The following is a 19202-nucleotide window of genomic DNA, read 5'->3' on the forward strand; positions in this document are numbered from 1 at the left end:
GTCCTTGAACATCGCATTTGATTCAGCGATTAATCAGATCTTGGGGAATGGCGCTTAACGACCGGCACCCGTCTTTGGTGACAATCACGGTTTCACTGCACGCCACGGTAAATTGGGCGTATTCCCGCAGCGTAATCGGAATATGGAACGCCATGCCCTCCACCAGTTCGACGTCATAGTCTTTGTTGAGATGCAGAATATTGCCTTCGCCCCAATCGGGAGCAAAGGAAATGCCCATGCTGTAGCCGGTGCGTTTGCGGTAGGCGTCCGTGGCGCCGGCGGCATCGATCACCCGCTGGGCGGCGTCATGGGGGTCCGAACACAGCTTGCCGGGCTTGATTTCCGCCATGGCGGCCGCCAGGGCTTCGCGGGTGACGTCGTACCAGCTCCGGGCCTGTTGCGGCACGTTGCCGATCATGATGGTGCGAAACAGCGCGGCATGGTAACGGTGGTGGCAGCCCGCGGTTTCCAGCACCACGACGTCGCCGTTCTGGATGACGCGCCGCCGCCAGGTGGTATGGGGCACGCCGGAACGCGGACCGGACGTCACGAAGGGTTCCATGCCCATATACTCCGACCCCGCGGCGATGGCCGCCCCCATAATGGCGCCGGCGATGGCGTTTTCATCCACGCCGGCCCGGGCGGCGTTAATGCCGGCGCGCATGCCCGCGTCATTTTCGCCGGCCGCCAGATCCAGCGCCGCAATTTCCAGCGGGCTTTTCACCCGGCGCAGGGCTTCGGTATAGCCGCTGCCGTCGAGCATATCCCCGACCCGGGCCGTTAATTCGGTATAAATATTAACCGTCAAAAACCAGGCGCTGCGATCGATGGCGATACGCTTGCCCCGCCAGCCTTCTTGCTCGATGGCGGCCGCCAGCGCCTGGGCGGCGGAGAAGCCGTCGCTGTAGCCATAGATGCGGGTAATATAGGTATTGAAACGGGCGTTATAGGATTCCAGTTCACGGATCACCAGGAAAGGCGCCCCTTCCACCGGCACCGCCAGGCATTGGAAGACGTAATAACCCGGGGTTTGCTGGCCGGATAAATAGAAGATATTTTCGGCGCCGCTGGTGAGGTATAAATCGATACCGTCGGCGCGCAGCTTGGCCTGCAGCCCGGCGATGCGCGTAGCGAATTCATGTTGCGGGAAAGCGGCGTCGCCGCCCTGTGGAACACGTTCTAGTAATGCTGGTTCTATCATGTCGCACCTCTGGGATAATGGGTGAATCTACACGTTGGCGTAGTTAAAAGACGGACGCTAACGTACCGGCGCTAAAGCACCTTGGAGAGAAATGCCGACTGCCGGGCATCGACGGCCGGTTTAAAAAACTCGCCCGGCGGCAAATCCACGATAACCTCGCCCTCGCTCATCATAATGACGCGCTCGGACACTTCCCTGGCGAAGCCCATTTCATGGGTCACCACAATCATGCTCATGCCGGTATCGGCCAGTTCTTTCATCACCGCCAGCACTTCGGAAACCATTTCCGGGTCCAGGGCGGACGTCGGCTCATCAAACAGCATCAGCGCGGGCTCCATGGCCAGCGCCCGGGCGATGGCCACCCGCTGCTGCTGGCCGCCGGACAGCTGGCCGGGATATTTATCGATTTGGTCGGCCAGTCCCACCCGCGCCAGGATTTGCTCCGCCCGGGCGCCGGCCTCTTTTTTGCCGATGCCCAGCGCGGTTACCGGCGCCAGCGTTACATTGGCGCGCACGCTCAGATGCGGGAATAAATTAAAGTTTTGAAACACCATCCCCACGTCCCGGCGAATGGCGCGCGCGGACGCCGCGCTGTGTTCAAGGCGCATGCCGTCAATCAGGATTTCGCCGGCATCAATGGCTTCCAGGGCATTAAGCGTGCGCAAAAACGTGGATTTGCCGCTGCCCGACGGTCCGACGATACAGGTGACCGAACCCCGCTTGAATTCCAGCGAAATATTTTTCAGGGCATGAAAGCTGCCGTAATATTTATTAATATTCTGGCATATCACGATATGCGAGGATGGAATATTGGCATTCATGCGCATGTTGCTTACCTCGCCATATTTTTCTTGGTTCTGTTTTCACGGAAGCGGCCATACAGACTTAACGGCACAATCATCAACAGATAAAAAAAGGCCGCCAATGTATACACCTCTAAATAGCGATAATTCTCTCCGCTCACCACCGCCGCCTGATAAGCCAAATCGGCAATGCCAATCGTTGATAATAAACTGGAAATTTTGACCAAATCGCTGGTGAAGTTAATAAAAGCCGGGAACACTACTTTGGTGGCCTGCGGAATAATTACCGATTTCCATTTGGTAATAAGCGGTATCGATAATGCGGTACAGGCTTCATATTGGCCTTGAGGGATCGCCAGGATACCCGTACGGAATATTTCCGCCAAAAAAGACCCGCTGAATAACGTTAACGCCAGTACCCCCGAGGACATTGCCGATAGCCGGACGTCAAACACCAGGGGAATGCAGGTATATATCCAGAAGATCGGGATCAGCTCGGGAATGGTGCGGAACAATTCGATCATAATAACGGAAACCCGATACAGCGGGCCGCGCCGCTGCATTTTCCCCCAGCATAATATCGCGCCTAAAATGATGCCAAACGCCAGGGACAAACAGCATACCCAAAACGTGGTCACCGCGCCTTCAGCCAGGATATGCCAGGTTTTTTGTATTACAAAGAAATTGAAATCCATACCGGCTCCTACAACGATGATTTAGACATTCTTTTTTCAAGCAACGAACCCATATAGGAAATCAGGTATCCAATAATAAAAAACACCACGCCGGCAAAAGTCACTATTTCTATCGGCCTGAAGGTAAAACTGGCGATATTATTACTTACCGTCACCAGTTCATTAATGGCCAGCACCGAGAGTATGGTGGAGCCTTTAAAGAAGCTCAGCACGGTATTGCACAGGGCCGGCAGCATTAAACGCAGCGCCTGCGGCAGGATCACCACCAGCCACGTCGTCCGCCCTGAAAGATTGAGCACCTTGGCCGCCTCCCATTGCCCCCGCGGAATATTCTCAATGCCGGCGCGCGTGATTTCCGTCAGATAGGCGCTGGATTGCAGCGTCATGGCGATAATGCCGGAAACCAGCGCCGGGGTGGGGATACCGGTGAGCTGGGGCAAGGCGAAGTGAATCCAGAAGATTTGCACCAGCAACGGGGTCGAGCGCCAGACTTCCACATGAATGGCGATCGGTATGCGCAGTATCCTGGAGGGGACCTGATACAAAATAGCCAGCATAACGCCGCAAATCAGACCCGTCGCCACCGAGACCAGGGTAATAAACAGCGTCATGGATAACCCTTTGGCCAATAGCGGCCAATACTGGTAAATCACCGAGAAATCCAGGGTGCGCACGAATTGCCATTTCACGCTATATAAAATAAAGGCGCAAGCGGCGGCGACCACCAGCGTTCCGGCGACGATCTGCGGGTCCATCCTGTTACGTTGCCTGGGCATTGGCGAAGCTGGCATACCTGCTCCCTTTCTGGCCGGAGAAGAAGGCTGGATGCCGGGCTGGCCGGCACCAGGGTTAATCAATGGACAAACTCGGTGCCAAACCATTTTTTCCACAGCTCGGCGGTGCGGCCGGAGTCAAGCTGGCCGCGCAGCCATACATTGATCACCTGCTGCAAATGGTATTCATTGAGATTAACAATCCAGACGATGCCCACGCGGTTAAGGGGCTGGTCGCCCAGCGGCCGCATATTGAATTGTTTGTTTTCCTGCAACATTCTCGATGTAGAGGTATAGGCGACCCACCAGGCATCGGCCCGGCCATTGGCCACTTCGGCCGCCACCACCGAGCTGTTATCCGAGGCGACGAATTTTAATTCGGCATTTTTAAAAAAGCGTTTGGCGAAATCGCCGGAGGCCGACCCCGTCTTGGAAATAATCACCTTCCCTTTCTGATCCAGGTCGGCATAAGTTTTATAAGGGGAATCGTTTTTAACAAAAGCGCCGCTGGTCTCATAGGAAATCGGGGCGGTAAATAGCACCACTTCTGCGCGTTTGATGGTATCAAACAGCGCGGCGCCGCCGATATCGCATTCATTATTTTTAACGCTGCCGACGATGGTTTTGAATGTTGAATCCACATCAATTAATTTTACTTCCATGGCCGTAGCCAGATCCGACGCCATGTCGTGATAAAAGCCTTCCCATTTGCCTGAACTGGGATTTTTATAGGAATAAGGGTTATCTTCCGCCCAGCAAACGCGCAATTCCCCTTTGGAAAGAATCTTATCCACCGTATTATCCGCCGCATTCGCCCCATGGACGCCGCCCAAAACCACAACGAGTAAAGCTCCAGTCCGTATAAGATTCTTCATTCTAAAAGCAGAGAGAAAACGCATCGCTTTATCCTTATTAATTGGATAACTGGGTTTGCTGAGCGCTCTGGCAGCCCACGCTAGCGGGCTAACGGCCAGAACATTTTTGGTATCCAAATGGTATACCACTTGGTTGGTAAAATTATCAAGTAAATTATTTATTTTTCCCCTTACGCTAGAAAATTAAATATCTGGCATACCGCTGGTATATTTACTCCTGACAATAACCTCAGCAATTCACGTGCCAACAATGGCTAAGCATTACGTCCGAATAACGGAATGCCGTTATATGCATCCAGGCCGTATGGCCGCCGGGGGATAAAATATCTTAATTCTTATCACGATAGGCCATGGACCATCGCCTTGGCCTTCCCCTATTACGGCGGGCGTCGCGCAGCCCCGGCGGTTGGCGCCGCCGTCAGGTAAACGGAAATAATGCACCATGGCGGTGCCGTTGTTTTATTATTGTGCAACCGCACCCGCGACAGGACGCCGGGGTGGCGATTGATACTTTACTTTTTATTAATAAGATTATATACACGTGGTATTCCATAGGGCAGCGCCAATTGCCGACCCCCCTTAACCAATTTTATGAAAACCAAAGATAAATTATGACGCAAACCAGGTTGTTGGAAGGTAGCAACGGCGGACTGGGCAATCAGGCTTATGAAGCATTACTCGATTTGATCATCTCGCGGGAATTGAAACAGGGAGATCAGATCCAGGAGCGCGCGCTGGCATTAAGACTGGGCATTTCACGCACTCCCCTGCGCGAAGCCATGCACCGCCTTGAAGGCGAGAAGGTCCTGGAGCGTAAATCCAATAACCGGCTGTTTGTCCGCATGGTCACGCTACAGGAAATACTGGAAATCCTGCACGTCAGGCGCCTGCTGGAAACCGAAGCCGCGGCCCGCTCGGCCGGAAAAATCCCCCTGGCCAAGTTAAAGGCCGTGCGCGACAGAATCGAGAAATTAAAACTGGCCAACGATCCCGCCAGCTACGAGCATCAATTGGTGGATGCCGAGCTGCACGGCCTGATTGCGAGCTATTGCGAAAATAAGCTGCTGGCGGAGATGATCGATGAATTGCGGCGTAAAACCCGCATGTTTTCCCTAAAGCGGGTCGATAAACGCATGATGCCGGTATTAAATGAGCATATGGCGATTATCACCGCGCTGGAAAATGACGATGCGCAAAGCGCGGCGCTGGAAACATCCCGCCACATCGACAACATCCGGTCATCGATTATCGACATCATTACCCGCTATTAATCCAGCCGTTCCGCCGGCGGCTATCGGCGGCCAGGCGCTGCTCGCGCAGGTGATGCCCCGGCGCAAATCCGGCCTCGCGGATGGGGTCCAGAATTTACCTGGCCAGGCGGCGACCGCCGGCGATGGGAGCCTTTTGCATAAAAATAATCTTGCGCTAAACGTACTCTTTATACTCTGCGTACAATATTACCCTATGAAATATCCCGTTTAAAATCAAAAACAAAAACCCATACCCTCCCTAAACCGCCAAGTTATGATGGCGCCGTCATAAAAGTTATTGTATAAAATGAACCTAAAAGAACAATACTAATTCATCTGCGGCGGGCTGGAGATAACGACATGAAAGCATTGCTTTATGAGGCCGGGATGCCCTATTCCGGCCTGACGTTTATTTCACGGCGATCGCCGCCGCAAACCGGATTGATTCGCTTATCCCACTGCTTATAGGAAAAGACATGCAAGTTATCACCGAGTGCCGCGCGCGCCTGAGCGGGATCTTCAATATTACCGTCACGCGGTTTCGCGCCATCGCCGCCGACCCGCGCGCGGGAATTACGTTCGGGGCTACGCCGGGGGGTACGCTTAAATGAAACCGACCGCTCCCGCCCTGGCCCCGCGCATGATCCGGGCCAAACCGTCGTCCACGGCGGCGATTGCCGACATGGTCAGGACCTTGACCGCCGAGGGGTACGATGTGATTAACCTCGGCGAAGGCGAACTGGATTTCGATACGCCGGAGCATATCAAACGCGCGGGCATCGAGGCTATTTCGGCCGGCGAGACCAAATACACCGCCGTCGCCGGCACCGAGGCGCTTAAACTCGCCATTGCCGGCAAATTCAGCCGCGAAAACGGCCTGGATTATCATCCCCGGGAAATTATCGCCGGCTGCGGCGCCAAGCAATTAATTTTTAACGCGCTGCTGGCCACGGTATCACCCGGCGACGAGGTGATTATCCCCGCGCCCTACTGGGTATCTTATCCCGATATGGTGGCGCTGGCCGAAGGGGAACCGCGCATCGTCCCCTGCCGCGAAGCCGACGGCTGGAAGCTGTCGGCCGCCGATCTGTCCGCGGCCATTACCGACCGCACCCGGTGGGTGATTCTCAACTCCCCCAACAATCCCACCGGGGCATTATACAGCCGCGAAGAGCTGGGCCAGTTGGCGGACGTGTTGCTTGCCGCCCCGCAGGTGATGGTAATGTCGGATGATATCTATGAGCATATCCGTTTGGACCGGCGGCCTTTTTGCACCCTGGCGCAAATCGAACCGCGGCTGCGCGCCCGCATTCTTACGGTTAACGGGCTGTCCAAGGGATATTCCATGACCGGCTGGCGCCTGGGTTATGCCGCGGGTCCGCAATGGCTGGTCGACGCCATGCAATTGATCCAATCGCAAAGCACCTCTAATCCCAGCGCCATTTCGCAGGCCGCCGCCGTGGCGGCGCTGAACCAGCCGGCGGATTTTCTCGGCGACTGGCTGACGGTGCTGGCCGAACGCCGCGCCATCGTCATGCGCATGTTCGAGCGGATTGACGGGATGAGCGCGCAACTGCCCCCCGGCGCATTCTATGTGTTCGCCAACTGCCAGGCATTAATCGGAAAACATACGCCGGCGGGCCGGCGGCTGGATAATGATAGCGACGTGGCGGGGTATTTGCTGCGCGAGGCCCACGTGGCCACCCTGCAAGGATCGGCATTTGGCGCGCCGGGTTATTTGCGTTTGGCCTATGCCATCGCCACCGACCGTCTGGAGCAGGCCTGCGCGCGGCTGATAAATGCGTGCGGGTCGCTCAGTTAAGGCGCCGGTGGTGCGCGGCTCATCGCCCATCAGCCCGGCTGCGGTTCCATAATGCGTTTGGCGGTGGCCATCACCGCGCTCACGCCCTGCTTGCCGAGCAAGGTTCTGGCGCGCGCCTGCGCCGCGCGCCATCCCGGCTCGGCGCTATATAATAAGTCCTTGCCCGCCTGGGTCAGCAATACCGGCCGGCCCCGGGCGCTGCCCGGGTTGCGGATCTCTTCAATCCAGCCCTGCTCCAGCAGCAGCCGCATATTACGCGTCAGGGTCGACCGATCCTGGTGATTATAACGGCCGATTTCCGCCCGGGTGACCGGTTCGATTTGATAGATCACGACCAATAGGGCGAACTGGGCGGAGCCGATGCCCAGCGCTGCCAGCTCTTCATCATGAATGGCGGTAATGACCCGCGAAATCAGCCGGGCGCGCATCAATACGCAGGTATCGCCCATCTCGCTAATCACTTCTTTGTCTACCGCTGGAGCCTTGATTATTTTCATGTCTCGCCTTAATGCTGCATATACAACTTATCTAATCACCGTATGCCGCGGGGTTAACGGCCTTGGCGTATATCGCAACCGTTATCGGCAAAGGAAGTATTGCCCCGCCCACCGCGTCCCGTACCACATAACGTGCCAAACGCCGAGCCCGAGCCGTAAAAATGAACGCTGGCCGACACCGTCCGGTATCCAGGCGGCGCCAACCCGCAATCGCGCGGAGAGGGATAAAGGGCGCCGATAAAGATAATGCCCGCGATCCGACTCACCCGCCTATAATGGTATTGGCTAATAAGTCATTATTCATCAAATTGCAATTCACGTGTTCACAAAATGAATAATTACCGGCAAAGTAGTTTGGATAACCGCACTTAACGATAATCACGCCGCTGGAAATCGCGGCCAGTCGCATACCCGCTGCGGGCATCATGACAAATTAATGATTGAAATTATTATTTTTTATGACCGAAACGGGTAAAAAAACGCCCTGCCGTTATACCGCGGGGGCACAATAATATCCGGCGGCGGCGGGGCGCAATAAATCGACAAGCTTTTATTGATCCACATCAATTAGATATTTCCTGATAAACGCATACTATGATGACGACTCATATTAATGAGCTTTTTAACTCTATTTAGAATAAACGAAATTAATTTTGATTAATTTAATTATTCTACTTACTTTAGTTACATAATTTTTTAAAAAACCGATGCAATGTCTGAGAAGCAGGAGAATAATATGTCGCCCCGGCTGCCATTATCCCTCCTCAACGTCGTATACGCAGGCATGCTTTTTTACCATCACCCCGACCGGCTATCCCGTCTGGATGTAGCGCCGGTTAGGTGGACATTGGAGAAACGCAGTGCAAACATTTAACGCCGATATCGCCATCATAGGGGCGGGGGGCGCCGGTTTACGCGCGGCAATCGCCGCCGCGCAGGCCCATCCCCAACTGACTATCGCCCTGGTATCGAAAGTCTATCCGATGCGCAGCCATACCGTGGCCGCCGAAGGCGGCTCCGCCGCCGTCACCCAGGATCACGACTCCTTCGACTCTCATTTCCACGATACCGTCTCCGGCGGCGATTGGCTGTGCGAACAAGACGTGGTGGAACATTTTGTCCGCCATTGTCCGGAAGAAATGACGCAGCTTGAGCTGTGGGGCTGCCCCTGGAGCCGCAAGCCCGACGGCAGCGTCAATGTGCGCCGTTTCGGCGGCATGAAAATCGAACGCACCTGGTTCGCCGCCGATAAAACCGGTTTCCATATTCTGCATACCCTGTTCCAGACCTCGCTCAAGTATCCTAATATCAAACGCTTCGACGAGCACTTTGTGCTCGATATCCTGGTGGATGACGGCCATGTCCGCGGCCTGGTGGCCATCAATATGATGGAAGGCGCCCGCATCCAGATCCGCGCCAACTCGGTGGTCATGGCCACCGGCGGCGCCGGCCGGGTCTATCGTTACAATACCAACGGCGGCATCGTCACCGGCGACGGCATGGGCATCGCCCTGAACCACGGCATTCCCCTGCGCGATATGGAATTCGTACAGTACCATCCCACCGGCTTGCCCGGCTCCGGTATCCTGATTACCGAAGGGTGCCGCGGCGAAGGCGGCATTATGGTCAATAAAGATGGTTACCGCTATTTGCAGGATTACGGCATGGGTCCGGAAACCCCGCTGGGCCATCCCGAAAACAAATATATGGAGCTCGGCCCCCGGGACAAACTCTCCCAGGCATTCTGGCACGAATGGCGCGCCGGCCGCACCATCGCCACCCCGCGCGGCGATGTGGTCTATCTCGACCTGCGCCACCTGGGCGAGAAGAAGCTGCTGGAACGGCTGCCGTTTATCTGCGAGTTGGCCAAAGCCTATGTGGGCGTCGATCCGGTGAAAGATCCGATCCCGGTACGCCCCACCGCGCACTATACGATGGGCGGCATCGAAACCAATCAAACCTGTGAAACCCGCATTACCGGGCTGTTCGCCGTGGGCGAATGTTCCTCGGTGGGCCTGCACGGCGCCAACCGCCTGGGGTCCAATTCCCTGGCCGAGCTGGTGGTCTTTGGCCGCCTGGCCGGCGAACAGGCCGCGCAGCGCGCGCTGACGGCATCTCCCGCCGCCGGCAGCGGCCTCGACGCCCAGGCGCAGGATGTGGAAAACCGCCTGCACGCGCTGATGAACCAGGAAGGCACGGAAAACTGGGCCGATCTGCGCGACGAGATGGGCCTGTCGATGGAAGAAGGCTGCGGGATTTACCGCACGCCGGAGCTGATGCAAAAAACCATCGATACCCTGGCCACTCTGAAAGAACGCTTTAAACGGGTGAAAATCACCGACCGTTCCAATGTGTTTAATACCGACCTGCTGTATAGCATCGAGCTGGGGCATGGCCTGAATGTGGCCGAATGTATGGCCCACGCCGCGTTTAACCGCCGCGAGTCCCGCGGCGCCCACCAGCGCCTGGACGCCGGCTGCACCGAACGCGATGACGTTAATTTCCTGAAACACACCCTGACGTTCCGCTCAGAAGACGGCGGCGCGCCGCGCATCGATTATACCGATGTGCGCATCACCACCCTGCCGCCGGCCAAACGCGTCTACGGCGGCGAATCCACCGCACAGGACAAGAGCGCCCAGGATAAGAAAAACAAGGAGTCGGCAAATGGCTGAGATGAATACCCTGACCATGCAAGTGATGCGCTACAATCCGGAAACGGACGGCGCGCCGCATCTAGAGGACTACCAGGTGCCTTGGGATGCGCAGACCTCGCTGCTGGATGCCCTGGGCTACATCAAGGACCGTCTCGATCCCGAGCTCAGCTATCGCTGGTCTTGCCGTATGGCGATTTGCGGCTCCTGCGGCATGATGGTCAACGGGGTGCCGAAACTGGCCTGCAAAACCTTCCTGCGTGATTATACCCACGGACTGAAAGTGGAGGCCCTCGGCCACTTCCCCATCGAGCGCGATCTGGTGGTCGATATGACCCACTTCATCGAAAGCCTGATGGCCATCAAGCCTTATATCATCGGCAATCCGCGCCTGCCCTCCGAAGGCACCAATAAGCAGACGCCGGCGCAGATGGTGAAATATCACCAGTTCTCCGGCTGCATCAACTGCGGCCTGTGCTACGCCGCCTGCCCGCAGTTCGGCCTTAATCCGGAGTTTATCGGTCCCGCGGCCATCACCCTGGCCCAGCGCTACAACCTGGATAACCGCGACCACGGCAAGAAAGAGCGTATGCCGCAGCTTAACGGCGAAAACGGGGTCTGGGGCTGTACCTTTGTCGGTTATTGTTCCGATGTCTGCCCGAAACACGTCGATCCGGCCGCCGCTATCCAGCAGGGCAAGATCGAGAGCAGCAAGGATTTCATGATCGCCATGCTGAAACCACAATGAGGGAGGGCAGATAACCATGACCACGCAACGTAAACCTTATGTCCGTACCATGGATCGCCAATGGTGGACCAAACTGGGCTTTTACCGTTTTTATATGCTGCGGGAAGCCACCGCGCTGCCGGCGGTATGGTTTAGCCTGGAGCTGTTGTACGGCCTGTTCGCCCTGAAACACGGCGCGGCCGACTGGGGGGCATTCGTGCTGTTTCTGCATTCGCCCATCGTGCTGGCGCTCAATCTCATCGCCCTGGCCGCGGCGTTATTGCATACCAAAACCTGGTTCGATCTGGTGCCGAAAGCGGCGATTGTAGTGGTAAAAGATGCCAAGCTGGCGCCGGCGCCGATTATCACCGGCCTGTGGGTGGTGACCATCGTGGTTTCGCTGGTCATCCTGGCCGTGGCCCTGTTTTATTAACCTGTGCGGAAGATAATCATGAATACGATACCTAAACGTTCCGAAGAGCCGGTGTTCTGGGGATTGTTTGGCGCGGGCGGCATGTGGAGCGCCATTTTCGCGCCGGTGATGATCCTGCTGGTGGCCTTTTTGCTGCCGCTGGGGCTGTTCCCCTCCGACGCGCTGAGCTACGAGCGGGTGCTGGCCTTCGGTCAAAGCCTGATTGGACGCCTGTTCCTGCTGCTGATGATCGTCTTGCCGCTCTGGTGCGGCCTGCATCGCCTGCATCACAGCATGCATGACCTGAGCCTGCACGTGCCGGCCGGGAAATGGCTGTTTTACGGCCTGGCGGCCATCCTGAGCGTCATCACTCTCATCGCCATCGTCACCTTGTAAACAGGAGCGCCGGGAAGCCGGCGCTGCGTCCATTCCACAGTTCTAACGGTGCGACATTCTGCCGCAGTCTTTCCATAAGGAAAAGGGTATGAAATTCAAAACCTCTTACGGCCTTAACTGGCTGCCGTTGGCGATCATCACGGTCCTGGCCGTGGTTCTTTGGCATCTCACGCCGCCCACCGGCCTGAGCGAACCGGCCTGGCATACGGCGGTGCTGTTTATCGCCACCATCGTCGCCATCGTCGCCAACGTATTGCCCATCGGCGCCATCGGTATTATCAGCATCACCCTGTTCGCCCTGACCTATGCCGCCGGCGACAAAACCGCCAGCGGCACGATTCTCACGGCGCTCAGCGATCTGAACAGTTCCCTGATTTGGCTAATCGTGGTCGCATTTATGATCGCGCGCGGTTTTATCAAGACCGGCCTCGGCCGCCGGGTTTCGCTGATCATGATCCGCTTGCTGGGTAAACGCACGCTCGGTTTGGCCTATGGACTGGCCTTTGCCGATTTGCTGCTGTCGCCGGCCATGCCGAGCAATACCGCGCGCTGCGGCGGGGTGATTTATCCCATCGCCGATTCGCTGGCGCGCAGCTTCGACTCCAAACCGGACGATGCGTCGCGCAGCAAAATCGGCACCTTTTTAATTATCTGTATCGGCAACGTCAATGATATTACCGCCGCCCTGTTCATGACGGCTTATACCGGCAACCTGCTGGCGGTGAAACTCGCGGCCAATGCGGGCGTCACCATCACCTGGTTCGGCTGGTTCCTGGCCGCCGTGGTGCCGTGCGTGGTCTCGCTGATCGTAGTGCCGCCGTGCATTTATTGGCTGGTGCGCCCGGAGATTAAAAAGACCCCCGACGCGCCGAAATTCGCCGCCGCCGAGCTGGCGAAAATCGGCCGCATGAGCAAGGCGGAATGGCTGATGCTCACCACCGTGGTGCTGCTGCTGGTGCTGTGGATTTTTGGCGACCGGCTGGGTATCGACCCCACCACGGCGTCCTTTGTCGGCCTGTCTTTTTTATTGTTGACCGGCGTGCTCAGCTGGGACGATGTCAAAAGCGAAAAAGGCGCCTGGGATACCCTGGTGTGGTTCGCTGCCCTGTTGATGATGGCCAATGAGCTGAAAAACCTGGGTTTCACCACCTGGTTCGGCACGCTGATCGGCAATAATATCGGTCATTTGACGCAGGGCACCAACTGGGTATGGGTATTGCTGCTGCTAAACGCCGCCTACTTTTACACCCATTACTTTTTCGCCAGCGGCAATGCGCAAATCGCCGCGCTGTATGCAGTATTCCTGACGGTGGGAATCAACTTGGGCATTCCGCCGATGCCCATGGCCTTTATGCTGGCCTTTACCAGCAGCCTGTATTGCTCCCTGACGCAATATACCCATGCGCGCGGTCCCATCCTGTTCGGCGCCGGTTATGTGCCCACCGCCATTTGGTGGCGCACCGGTTTTGTGGTCAGCATCATTAACCAGGTCATCTTTCTGGGCGTCGGCCTGGCGTGGTGGCGGTTATTGGGACTGTTTTAACCGCGCGGCGTTACGTGGATGGCCTGGCTTACGCCAGTTCATCCACGTCCATACCCACCGCGCGCATATGTTGCAGCGCCGCCAGCGTATCCCGCGCCTCGTGTTCATCCAGCAGGCTCATGGCGAACCCCACGTGTACCAATACCCACTGACCCAGCAACTGCGCCGGGGCGTCTTCGCAGACCAGCGCGATATTGATTTGCCGCCGTACGCCGCAAACGTCCACCCAGGCCAGTTGATGAATATCTTCCCCCACCTCGACAATCTTGCCGGGTATGCCTATGCACATGGCGATCTTCCTTTAGTGATGCAAGTTATTCCACTTCGATTTGTTTGAGCCGCAGGCTGTCGCCGCTTTCCATGCGCAGGGCGTGGCCGCCGCACACCGGACAACCGGCATCGTGCCGCGCCACGCTCACCGCGGCGCTGCATTGCCAGCACCAGGCCCGGGCCGGCGCCGTGGTCAATTGCAACCGGCAGCCGTCGGCCAGGGTATGGCGGCAGACCGATGCAAAACAAAAGCGCAGCGCGCCGTCTTCGATACACGACAGCGCGCCGATTTCCAGCCATACCGCCGTCACCCGCGCGGCATGATGCAATCGCGCCTGTTGCTCAATCAGCTCCAGCGCGCTTTGGCACAGGCTGAGTTCATGCATGGGACGACGGGCAGTGGGCGCGAAACAGCGCGCGCCGGGCCGGATTGCCCGGCGCGTCGGCGTCGGCCACCGGCAGCGACAGCGCCATGCGGGCGCACTGCTGCGCCAGTTGTACCGCCTGCCCGGCCGGCAGGTCGGCGCTCAGCGGCGAAAGCAGCGAACCGGCGAGATATTGCCCGCAGCCGGCCACCTCGCCGACGGTAAAACCGAGATTCCCGCAGGGCAAAGCCAGCGCCAGCCTGCTGCCCACCGGCCGGCGGGGCCAGGTTTGCCCCGGACCCGGCAGCACCAGCAGGCTCAGCATCCAGGGCGTCAGCAACGCGCCGACCCATTGCCGTTCAAACAGCTGGAAGCCGCAGGCGCGCACCGGGATTTGCTGCTGGTAAAACGGCAAGGTGCGCATTTCGCGCTCGGCAATCAGGCCGAACAGGCGCTCCAGCAGCGGCTGCGGGTTTTCCGCCAGACCGATAATCGGTTCAGACATGCTTATCCTCCTGCAACATCATGGCCGCCGCGGCGCGGGGGATAACGCTAATCCCCTCCTGGGCGAGCAGCGCCAGGACCTGCGCCAGCGCCGGGGCGATGGCCCGTTCTATGGCGGCGGTCAGGCCGATGCCCGGCGCCAGGGACGCGGGTTCAATGCCCACCAGCGTCAGCCGGCGGGGGAATTCGCCGGTCAGGCGCAGCGCCATCAACACATCGCACAGGCCCAGTTGATGGGGGGAAATCTTTTGGGTAAACAGCGCCGGCACCTCGTTATCCCGTAATAACACCACCGTACCCGGCGCCGCGCCGGTGCGCACCGCATCCACTACGATCAGATGATCGCGCAGGGCCATGACCTCCATCAGTTCCATGCCCGAGGTGCCGCCATCGAGCGCCTCGACGCGGGGCGGCAGCGCAAAGCCCCGCTCCAGCGCTTCCACCACCCGTACCCCCACCCCTTCGTCGCTCAGGAGCAAATTACCGATGCCCAGCACCAGAATGCCCATCACAGCACCTTGACCCGGGTCACTTCCGTGCCGGCGGTATCGACGATATGCACCGCGCACGACATGCAGGGATCAAAGGAATGGATGGTTCTGACCACTTCCAGCGGCCTGGCGGGGTCCGCCACCGGCGTGCCCACCAAGGATCGTTCGTACGGCCCCGGTTCGTCCTGGAAGCTGCGCGGGCTGGCGTTCCAGGTGGAGGGCACCACCGCCTGGTAATTGGCGATTTTGCCGTCTTTGATCACCACCCAGTGGGAAAGCATGCCGCGCGGCGCTTCTTCGAACCCCACGCCGCGGATCTCGCCGCTGGCCGGAAACTCGGGTTTGACAAAGGTCGTCAGATCGCCGTTGCCGATATTGGTCACCAGCGCCTGCCACTGCTGCGCCAGCGTTTCGCGCAGCACGCAGCAATGCACGGCGCGGCCGACGATCCGGCCCGCGGTGGAGGGCAAGTGCTCTTGCGCCAGCGCGCGCCCGCTCAGTTTTTGATAACCGGCGGCAATGGCGCCGAAATGCCGCTGGGTGGGCTCATGTCCCGCCGCCAGGGCGCACATCAGCCAGGACAGCGGCCCGGTCTCCACGGTTTTGCCGTAGAAGGTGGGCGCCTTGACCCAGGAGTATTTGCCGTCGTCCTGCCAGCCGGTATAATTTGGCCGGGTCAGTCCTTCCCACGGCGCCAGGGGCCGATCGTCCTGGTACCAGGCGTGCTTGGCGCTCTCCTCGATGCCCTGGAGCAAATACGGGTCGCGGTGGTTGGCGATTGGCCGGAACGCGCCGTTCTCCAGGTAACCGCCGGGCAGCAGAAAGTTATCCCCCCGCCCGTCCGTAGGCAGCTCGGGCACGCTCAGGTAGTGGTCGGCCCCCTTGCCCAGGGCCAGCCATTGCGGATAATGCGCGGCGATCACCGCCGTATCCACTTTATACACCTGCTCGATAAAGTCGCCGAGACGATCGATAAACGTCTTGAGCAACATCAGGCGTTCCATGTTCAGCACGTTCGGCGCATCCAGATTAATCGGATTGGCCACGCCCCCCACCGCCAGATTCTGGATATGCGGCGACTTGCCGCCCAGCATGGCCACGATGCGGGTAGCGTCGCGCTGGCATTCCAGCGCCTGGAGATAGTGCGCCACGGCGATCAGGTTGACCTCCGGCGGCAGCGCCATGGCCGGATGGCCCCAGTAGCCGTTGGCGAAGATGCCCAACTGCTGGCTGGCCACCAGATCCTTGATCTTCTGCTGCACCCGGCTGAATTCGGCGGCGCTGTTGAGCGGCCAGTCCGACAGGCCGCGCAGCAGCGCTTCGGCCTTGAGCGGATCGGCTTGCTGCGCCGAAATGATATCCACCCAATCCAGCGCCGACAGCTGGTAAAAATGCACGATATGATCGTGGATGCTGTGGGCCGCCAGGATGATATTGCGGATATATTGCGCATTGACCGGCACCGCCAGGTCCAGGGCGTTTTCCACCGCGCGCACCGACGCGATGGCGTGCACCGTGGTGCATACCCCGCAGATACGCTGCACGATAATCCACGCATCGCGCGGGTCTTTTCCGTGCAGGATCTCTTCCATGCCGCGCCACATGGTGCCGGAGGACCAGGCTTTGACCACCTTGCCCTGCTCGATTTCGCAATCGATCCGCAGGTGCCCCTCGATACGGGTGATAGGATCAATGGTGATGCGTTGGCTCATGCTCGACCTCTGTTGGGGTGGATTTAGGTTCCGGCCGCTGCGCGGGCAGTACCGGCAATAGCCGGATCAATAAGATATAGGCGCACACTTCGATGGCCACGAACCCCAGCGTGATCAGAATCTCGCTGGCGGTGGGGAAATAGCGGTAGCCGCCGCCGGGATTAAAGGCCAGCAGCGAGTAGTTCATACGCCAGAAAGCGGCGCCCAAAATCATGCACAGGGCGCCGATAAACAGCAGGCGCGCGTCCCGGCGGCTGCGGCGCAGGTTGAAAATCAGCAGCGGCAGCGCCATCAGCGCGGTTTCAGCCCAGAACGACAGGGCGAAACGGTCCGTATGCCACAGGTAGCCCGTCTTATGGCGCCAGATCAGCTCGGCGAAACGCAGCGCGATAAACAGGATCAGCAGCAGATTGATAATGCGCGTCAGCCGGTAGAACAGCGGCGTTTCGCTCGCCCCGCGTCCGCGCATGCCGGCCTGCACCAGCGACCCCTCGAACACCACCATGGAAAACCCCATGATAAAGGCGGTGAGCAGGGAGAACAGCGGCAGCAGCTCATAGCTTTGCCACAGCGGATGCACCTTGTTGCCGGCGACGATCATCAGCGATCCCATGGACGATTGATGCATCATCGGCAGCAGCGCCCCCAGGGCGATGATAAAAAACATGATCTTATTCAACCGCTTGAGCGGCACCCGCCAGCCAAACCGCTCCAGCAGCGCCGGGGCGAATTCCAGCGCCATCACGCCGATATAGATGGTCATGCAGACCGCGGTTTCGAACAGCACCGACGAGGTATTGAAATGCGAGGGCATAAAAAAGTAGGGCAAATTCCAGTAGCGCCCCACGTCGATGGTGATGGACAGGCCGCCCAGGGAATAACCGAACAGGCTGGCCAGCAGCGCCGGACGCACCAGCGGATGGTATTCGCCGCGGTTAAACACATATACCGTCCAGGCCAGGGCCCAGCCGCCGCAGGCCAGGCCGGTGCCCACCAGCAAATCGAACGCGATCCAGATGCCCCAGGGATAACCGCCGTTCAGGGCGCTGACCGCGGCGATGCCGGAGAATAAACGCCTGACGATCAGTAATCCGCACAGCAGCGCAAACGGCGCCAGCACCATTACCGGCCAGGTCACCAGCCGTCCGCCCAGCGGGCTCGCCTTATGAGTCGTCATGCTTGTCGTCCCGGTTATCATGGTGGTTATCGCGGCGGCCGGCGTCATCATCGTGGTCCCGGCGGCCGTTGCGGTATACCAGCGTGGTGATCCCCGCCAGCAATGCCAGGGGAATCACCATGCCCCGATACAGCGTATGCTGCACGTGCTCCGCGCGCGCCCCGGTGGAAAGCGGGTCCAGCGCCGGCAGTTCCAGCTTGCCGTACGGCACCCCGGCCAGCACCAGCACCTGGGTGCCCCCGCCTTCGGTTTCACCGTAAATATGGCGCTCATAGCGGGCCACCGCCTGCTCGTGGGGATCGCCGGCGCTTAAGGTTTGCCGCGGATAGGCATAAGGCGTGCCGGGGGCAAACCCCAAACGCCGCCGGGCTTCCCCCAGCAACTCTTCGCGGGTGCCGAAAATCACCGCCCCGGTGGGGCAGACTTCCACGCAGCCGGGCAAGCCGCCCTCGTCGAGGCGCGCCAGTCCCTTCTGGTTGCAGAGTTCGCATTTATGGATGCGGCCGAAAGCGTTGTCGTAATCATATTTCGGCACATCGAACGGGCAGCCCACCATGCAGTAGCGGCAGCCGGTACACACATCGGCGTTGTAATGCACGATACCGGTGCGCGGATCTTTGTTTAACGCCGAGACCGGACACACCGAGACGCAGTTCGGGTCGACGCAGTGCATGCACTGTTTTTTGATATAGGCATAGCCGTTGTCCAACCGGTCTTTATGGATGCCGTCGCCGCTGCGCCAGATCTGGATGATATTATTGGTGTAGGGGCTGAGCTTGTCGTTGTTCGACCAGGTGGGGTCCCCGGCGGCGTAAGGCCCGCCGTGGGGGCCGGGAGCGGCCAGATCCCGCTGGTTCACCTGCTGGCATTTGGCGACGCATGCCTGGCAGCCCACGCAAAGCGTCGAGTCGTACAGCATGCCAAGCGCCCCGGGGATCGGCGCTTTATTTTGCGCCGCCGCCCGGCCGGCCGGCGCGATGCCCGCCAGCAGCGCCCCGCCGGTCGCCAATTTGAAAAAATGACGTCGGTTCACGG

Annotated in this window: 21 protein-coding genes; 8 read left to right on the plus strand and 13 right to left on the minus strand. The window is 58.7% G+C overall.

Annotated features, from left to right (window positions below; genetic code table 11):
• Positions 1–22: 22 nt before the first annotated feature.
• The 5 genes from ACL2XP_RS16725 to ACL2XP_RS16745 form a co-directional block, all read right to left on the minus strand.
• Positions 23–1201: a M24 family metallopeptidase gene (locus ACL2XP_RS16725; RefSeq protein WP_413734001.1), complete on the minus strand. Its 1179-nt coding sequence runs from the start codon at positions 1199–1201 to the stop codon at positions 23–25.
• Positions 1202–1272: 71 nt separating this feature from the next.
• Positions 1273–2022, minus strand: coding sequence for an amino acid ABC transporter ATP-binding protein (locus ACL2XP_RS16730; protein WP_413739195.1), 750 nt, complete (start codon positions 2020–2022; stop codon positions 1273–1275).
• 11 nt (positions 2023–2033) lie between these two features.
• Positions 2034–2699: an amino acid ABC transporter permease gene (locus tag ACL2XP_RS16735; protein WP_413734003.1), complete on the minus strand. Its 666-nt coding sequence runs from the start codon at positions 2697–2699 to the stop codon at positions 2034–2036.
• Between the two features lie 8 nt (positions 2700–2707).
• Positions 2708–3490, minus strand: a complete 783-nt coding sequence (locus tag ACL2XP_RS16740; protein WP_413734004.1) for an amino acid ABC transporter permease — start codon at positions 3488–3490, stop codon at positions 2708–2710.
• 62 nt (positions 3491–3552) lie between these two features.
• Positions 3553–4266: a substrate-binding periplasmic protein gene (locus ACL2XP_RS16745; protein ID WP_413734005.1), complete on the minus strand. Its 714-nt coding sequence runs from the start codon at positions 4264–4266 to the stop codon at positions 3553–3555.
• 692 nt (positions 4267–4958) lie between these two features.
• Here ACL2XP_RS16745 and ACL2XP_RS16750 point away from each other — a divergent pair.
• The 3 genes from ACL2XP_RS16750 (at position 4959) to ACL2XP_RS16760 (ending at position 7419) form a co-directional block, all read left to right on the plus strand.
• Positions 4959–5618 carry a GntR family transcriptional regulator gene (locus ACL2XP_RS16750; RefSeq protein WP_413734006.1) on the plus strand — a complete coding sequence of 220 codons (660 nt, stop codon included), beginning with the start codon at positions 4959–4961 and terminating at the stop codon, positions 5616–5618.
• A 455-nt stretch (positions 5619–6073) separates the two neighbouring features.
• Positions 6074–6208 carry a hypothetical protein gene (locus ACL2XP_RS16755; protein ID WP_413734007.1) on the plus strand — a complete coding sequence of 45 codons (135 nt, stop codon included), beginning with the start codon at positions 6074–6076 and terminating at the stop codon, positions 6206–6208.
• Positions 6205–7419 carry a pyridoxal phosphate-dependent aminotransferase gene (locus tag ACL2XP_RS16760; protein ID WP_413734009.1) on the plus strand — a complete coding sequence of 405 codons (1215 nt, stop codon included), beginning with the start codon at positions 6205–6207 and terminating at the stop codon, positions 7417–7419. Before ACL2XP_RS16755 ends, ACL2XP_RS16760 begins: the two co-directional genes overlap by 4 nt.
• A gap of 29 nt (positions 7420–7448) precedes the next feature.
• On the opposite strand, the gene ACL2XP_RS16765 is transcribed toward ACL2XP_RS16760, so the two are convergent.
• A complete protein-coding gene (locus ACL2XP_RS16765; RefSeq protein ID WP_413734010.1) occupies positions 7449–7916 on the minus strand; it encodes a MarR family winged helix-turn-helix transcriptional regulator in 468 nt (155 codons plus the stop codon).
• 860 nt (positions 7917–8776) lie between these two features.
• Between ACL2XP_RS16765 and frdA the strand changes: the two genes are divergently transcribed.
• The 5 genes from frdA (at position 8777) to ACL2XP_RS16790 (ending at position 13648) form a co-directional block, all read left to right on the plus strand.
• Entirely contained in the window at positions 8777–10591 is a 1815-nt protein-coding gene (frdA, locus tag ACL2XP_RS16770) for a fumarate reductase (quinol) flavoprotein subunit (RefSeq protein WP_413734012.1), read from the plus strand.
• Complete coding sequence (locus ACL2XP_RS16775) at positions 10584–11318, plus strand: succinate dehydrogenase/fumarate reductase iron-sulfur subunit (protein ID WP_413734014.1); 735 nt, start codon at positions 10584–10586, stop codon at positions 11316–11318. The genes frdA and ACL2XP_RS16775 overlap by 8 nt, the downstream gene beginning before the upstream one ends.
• A 16-nt stretch (positions 11319–11334) precedes the next feature.
• Positions 11335–11730, plus strand: a complete 396-nt coding sequence (gene frdC, locus ACL2XP_RS16780) for a fumarate reductase subunit FrdC (RefSeq protein WP_413734015.1) — start codon at positions 11335–11337, stop codon at positions 11728–11730.
• Between the two features lie 15 nt (positions 11731–11745).
• Complete coding sequence (frdD, locus tag ACL2XP_RS16785) at positions 11746–12105, plus strand: fumarate reductase subunit FrdD (protein WP_413739196.1); 360 nt, start codon at positions 11746–11748, stop codon at positions 12103–12105.
• A gap of 88 nt (positions 12106–12193) precedes the next feature.
• Entirely contained in the window at positions 12194–13648 is a 1455-nt protein-coding gene (locus ACL2XP_RS16790; RefSeq protein WP_413734016.1) for a DASS family sodium-coupled anion symporter, read from the plus strand.
• A gap of 28 nt (positions 13649–13676) precedes the next feature.
• On the opposite strand, the gene hybG is transcribed toward ACL2XP_RS16790, so the two are convergent.
• From hybG to hybA, 7 genes are read right to left on the minus strand one after another with little or no spacing between them, the layout of a single operon-like run.
• Positions 13677–13937: a hydrogenase maturation factor HybG gene (gene hybG, locus ACL2XP_RS16795; protein WP_413734018.1), complete on the minus strand. Its 261-nt coding sequence runs from the start codon at positions 13935–13937 to the stop codon at positions 13677–13679.
• A 25-nt stretch (positions 13938–13962) separates the two neighbouring features.
• A complete protein-coding gene (gene hypA / locus ACL2XP_RS16800; RefSeq protein ID WP_413734020.1) occupies positions 13963–14304 on the minus strand; it encodes a hydrogenase maturation nickel metallochaperone HypA in 342 nt (113 codons plus the stop codon).
• On the minus strand, positions 14297–14788 hold the full coding sequence (gene hybE, locus ACL2XP_RS16805) for a hydrogenase-2 assembly chaperone (protein ID WP_413734021.1): 492 nt from the start codon (positions 14786–14788) through the stop codon (positions 14297–14299). The genes hypA and hybE overlap by 8 nt, the downstream gene beginning before the upstream one ends.
• Positions 14781–15296 (minus strand): HyaD/HybD family hydrogenase maturation endopeptidase, encoded by a 516-nt coding sequence (locus ACL2XP_RS16810; protein ID WP_413734023.1) that lies wholly within the window; start codon positions 15294–15296, stop codon positions 14781–14783. Before ACL2XP_RS16810 ends, hybE begins: the two co-directional genes overlap by 8 nt.
• Positions 15296–16990, minus strand: coding sequence for a hydrogenase 2 large subunit (gene hybC, locus ACL2XP_RS16815; RefSeq protein WP_413734024.1), 1695 nt, complete (start codon positions 16988–16990; stop codon positions 15296–15298). The genes ACL2XP_RS16810 and hybC overlap by 1 nt, the downstream gene beginning before the upstream one ends.
• Complete coding sequence (gene hybB / locus ACL2XP_RS16820; protein ID WP_413734025.1) at positions 16968–18167, minus strand: Ni/Fe-hydrogenase cytochrome b subunit; 1200 nt, start codon at positions 18165–18167, stop codon at positions 16968–16970. The genes hybC and hybB overlap by 23 nt, the downstream gene beginning before the upstream one ends.
• Positions 18154–19200, minus strand: coding sequence for a hydrogenase 2 operon protein HybA (gene hybA, locus ACL2XP_RS16825; protein ID WP_413734026.1), 1047 nt, complete (start codon positions 19198–19200; stop codon positions 18154–18156). The genes hybB and hybA overlap by 14 nt, the downstream gene beginning before the upstream one ends.
• Between the last annotated feature and the right edge of the window lie 2 nt (positions 19201–19202).

This window comes from Sodalis sp. RH21, assembly GCF_047324175.1.
Taxonomy (GTDB): Bacteria; Pseudomonadota; Gammaproteobacteria; order Enterobacterales; family Enterobacteriaceae; genus Acerihabitans.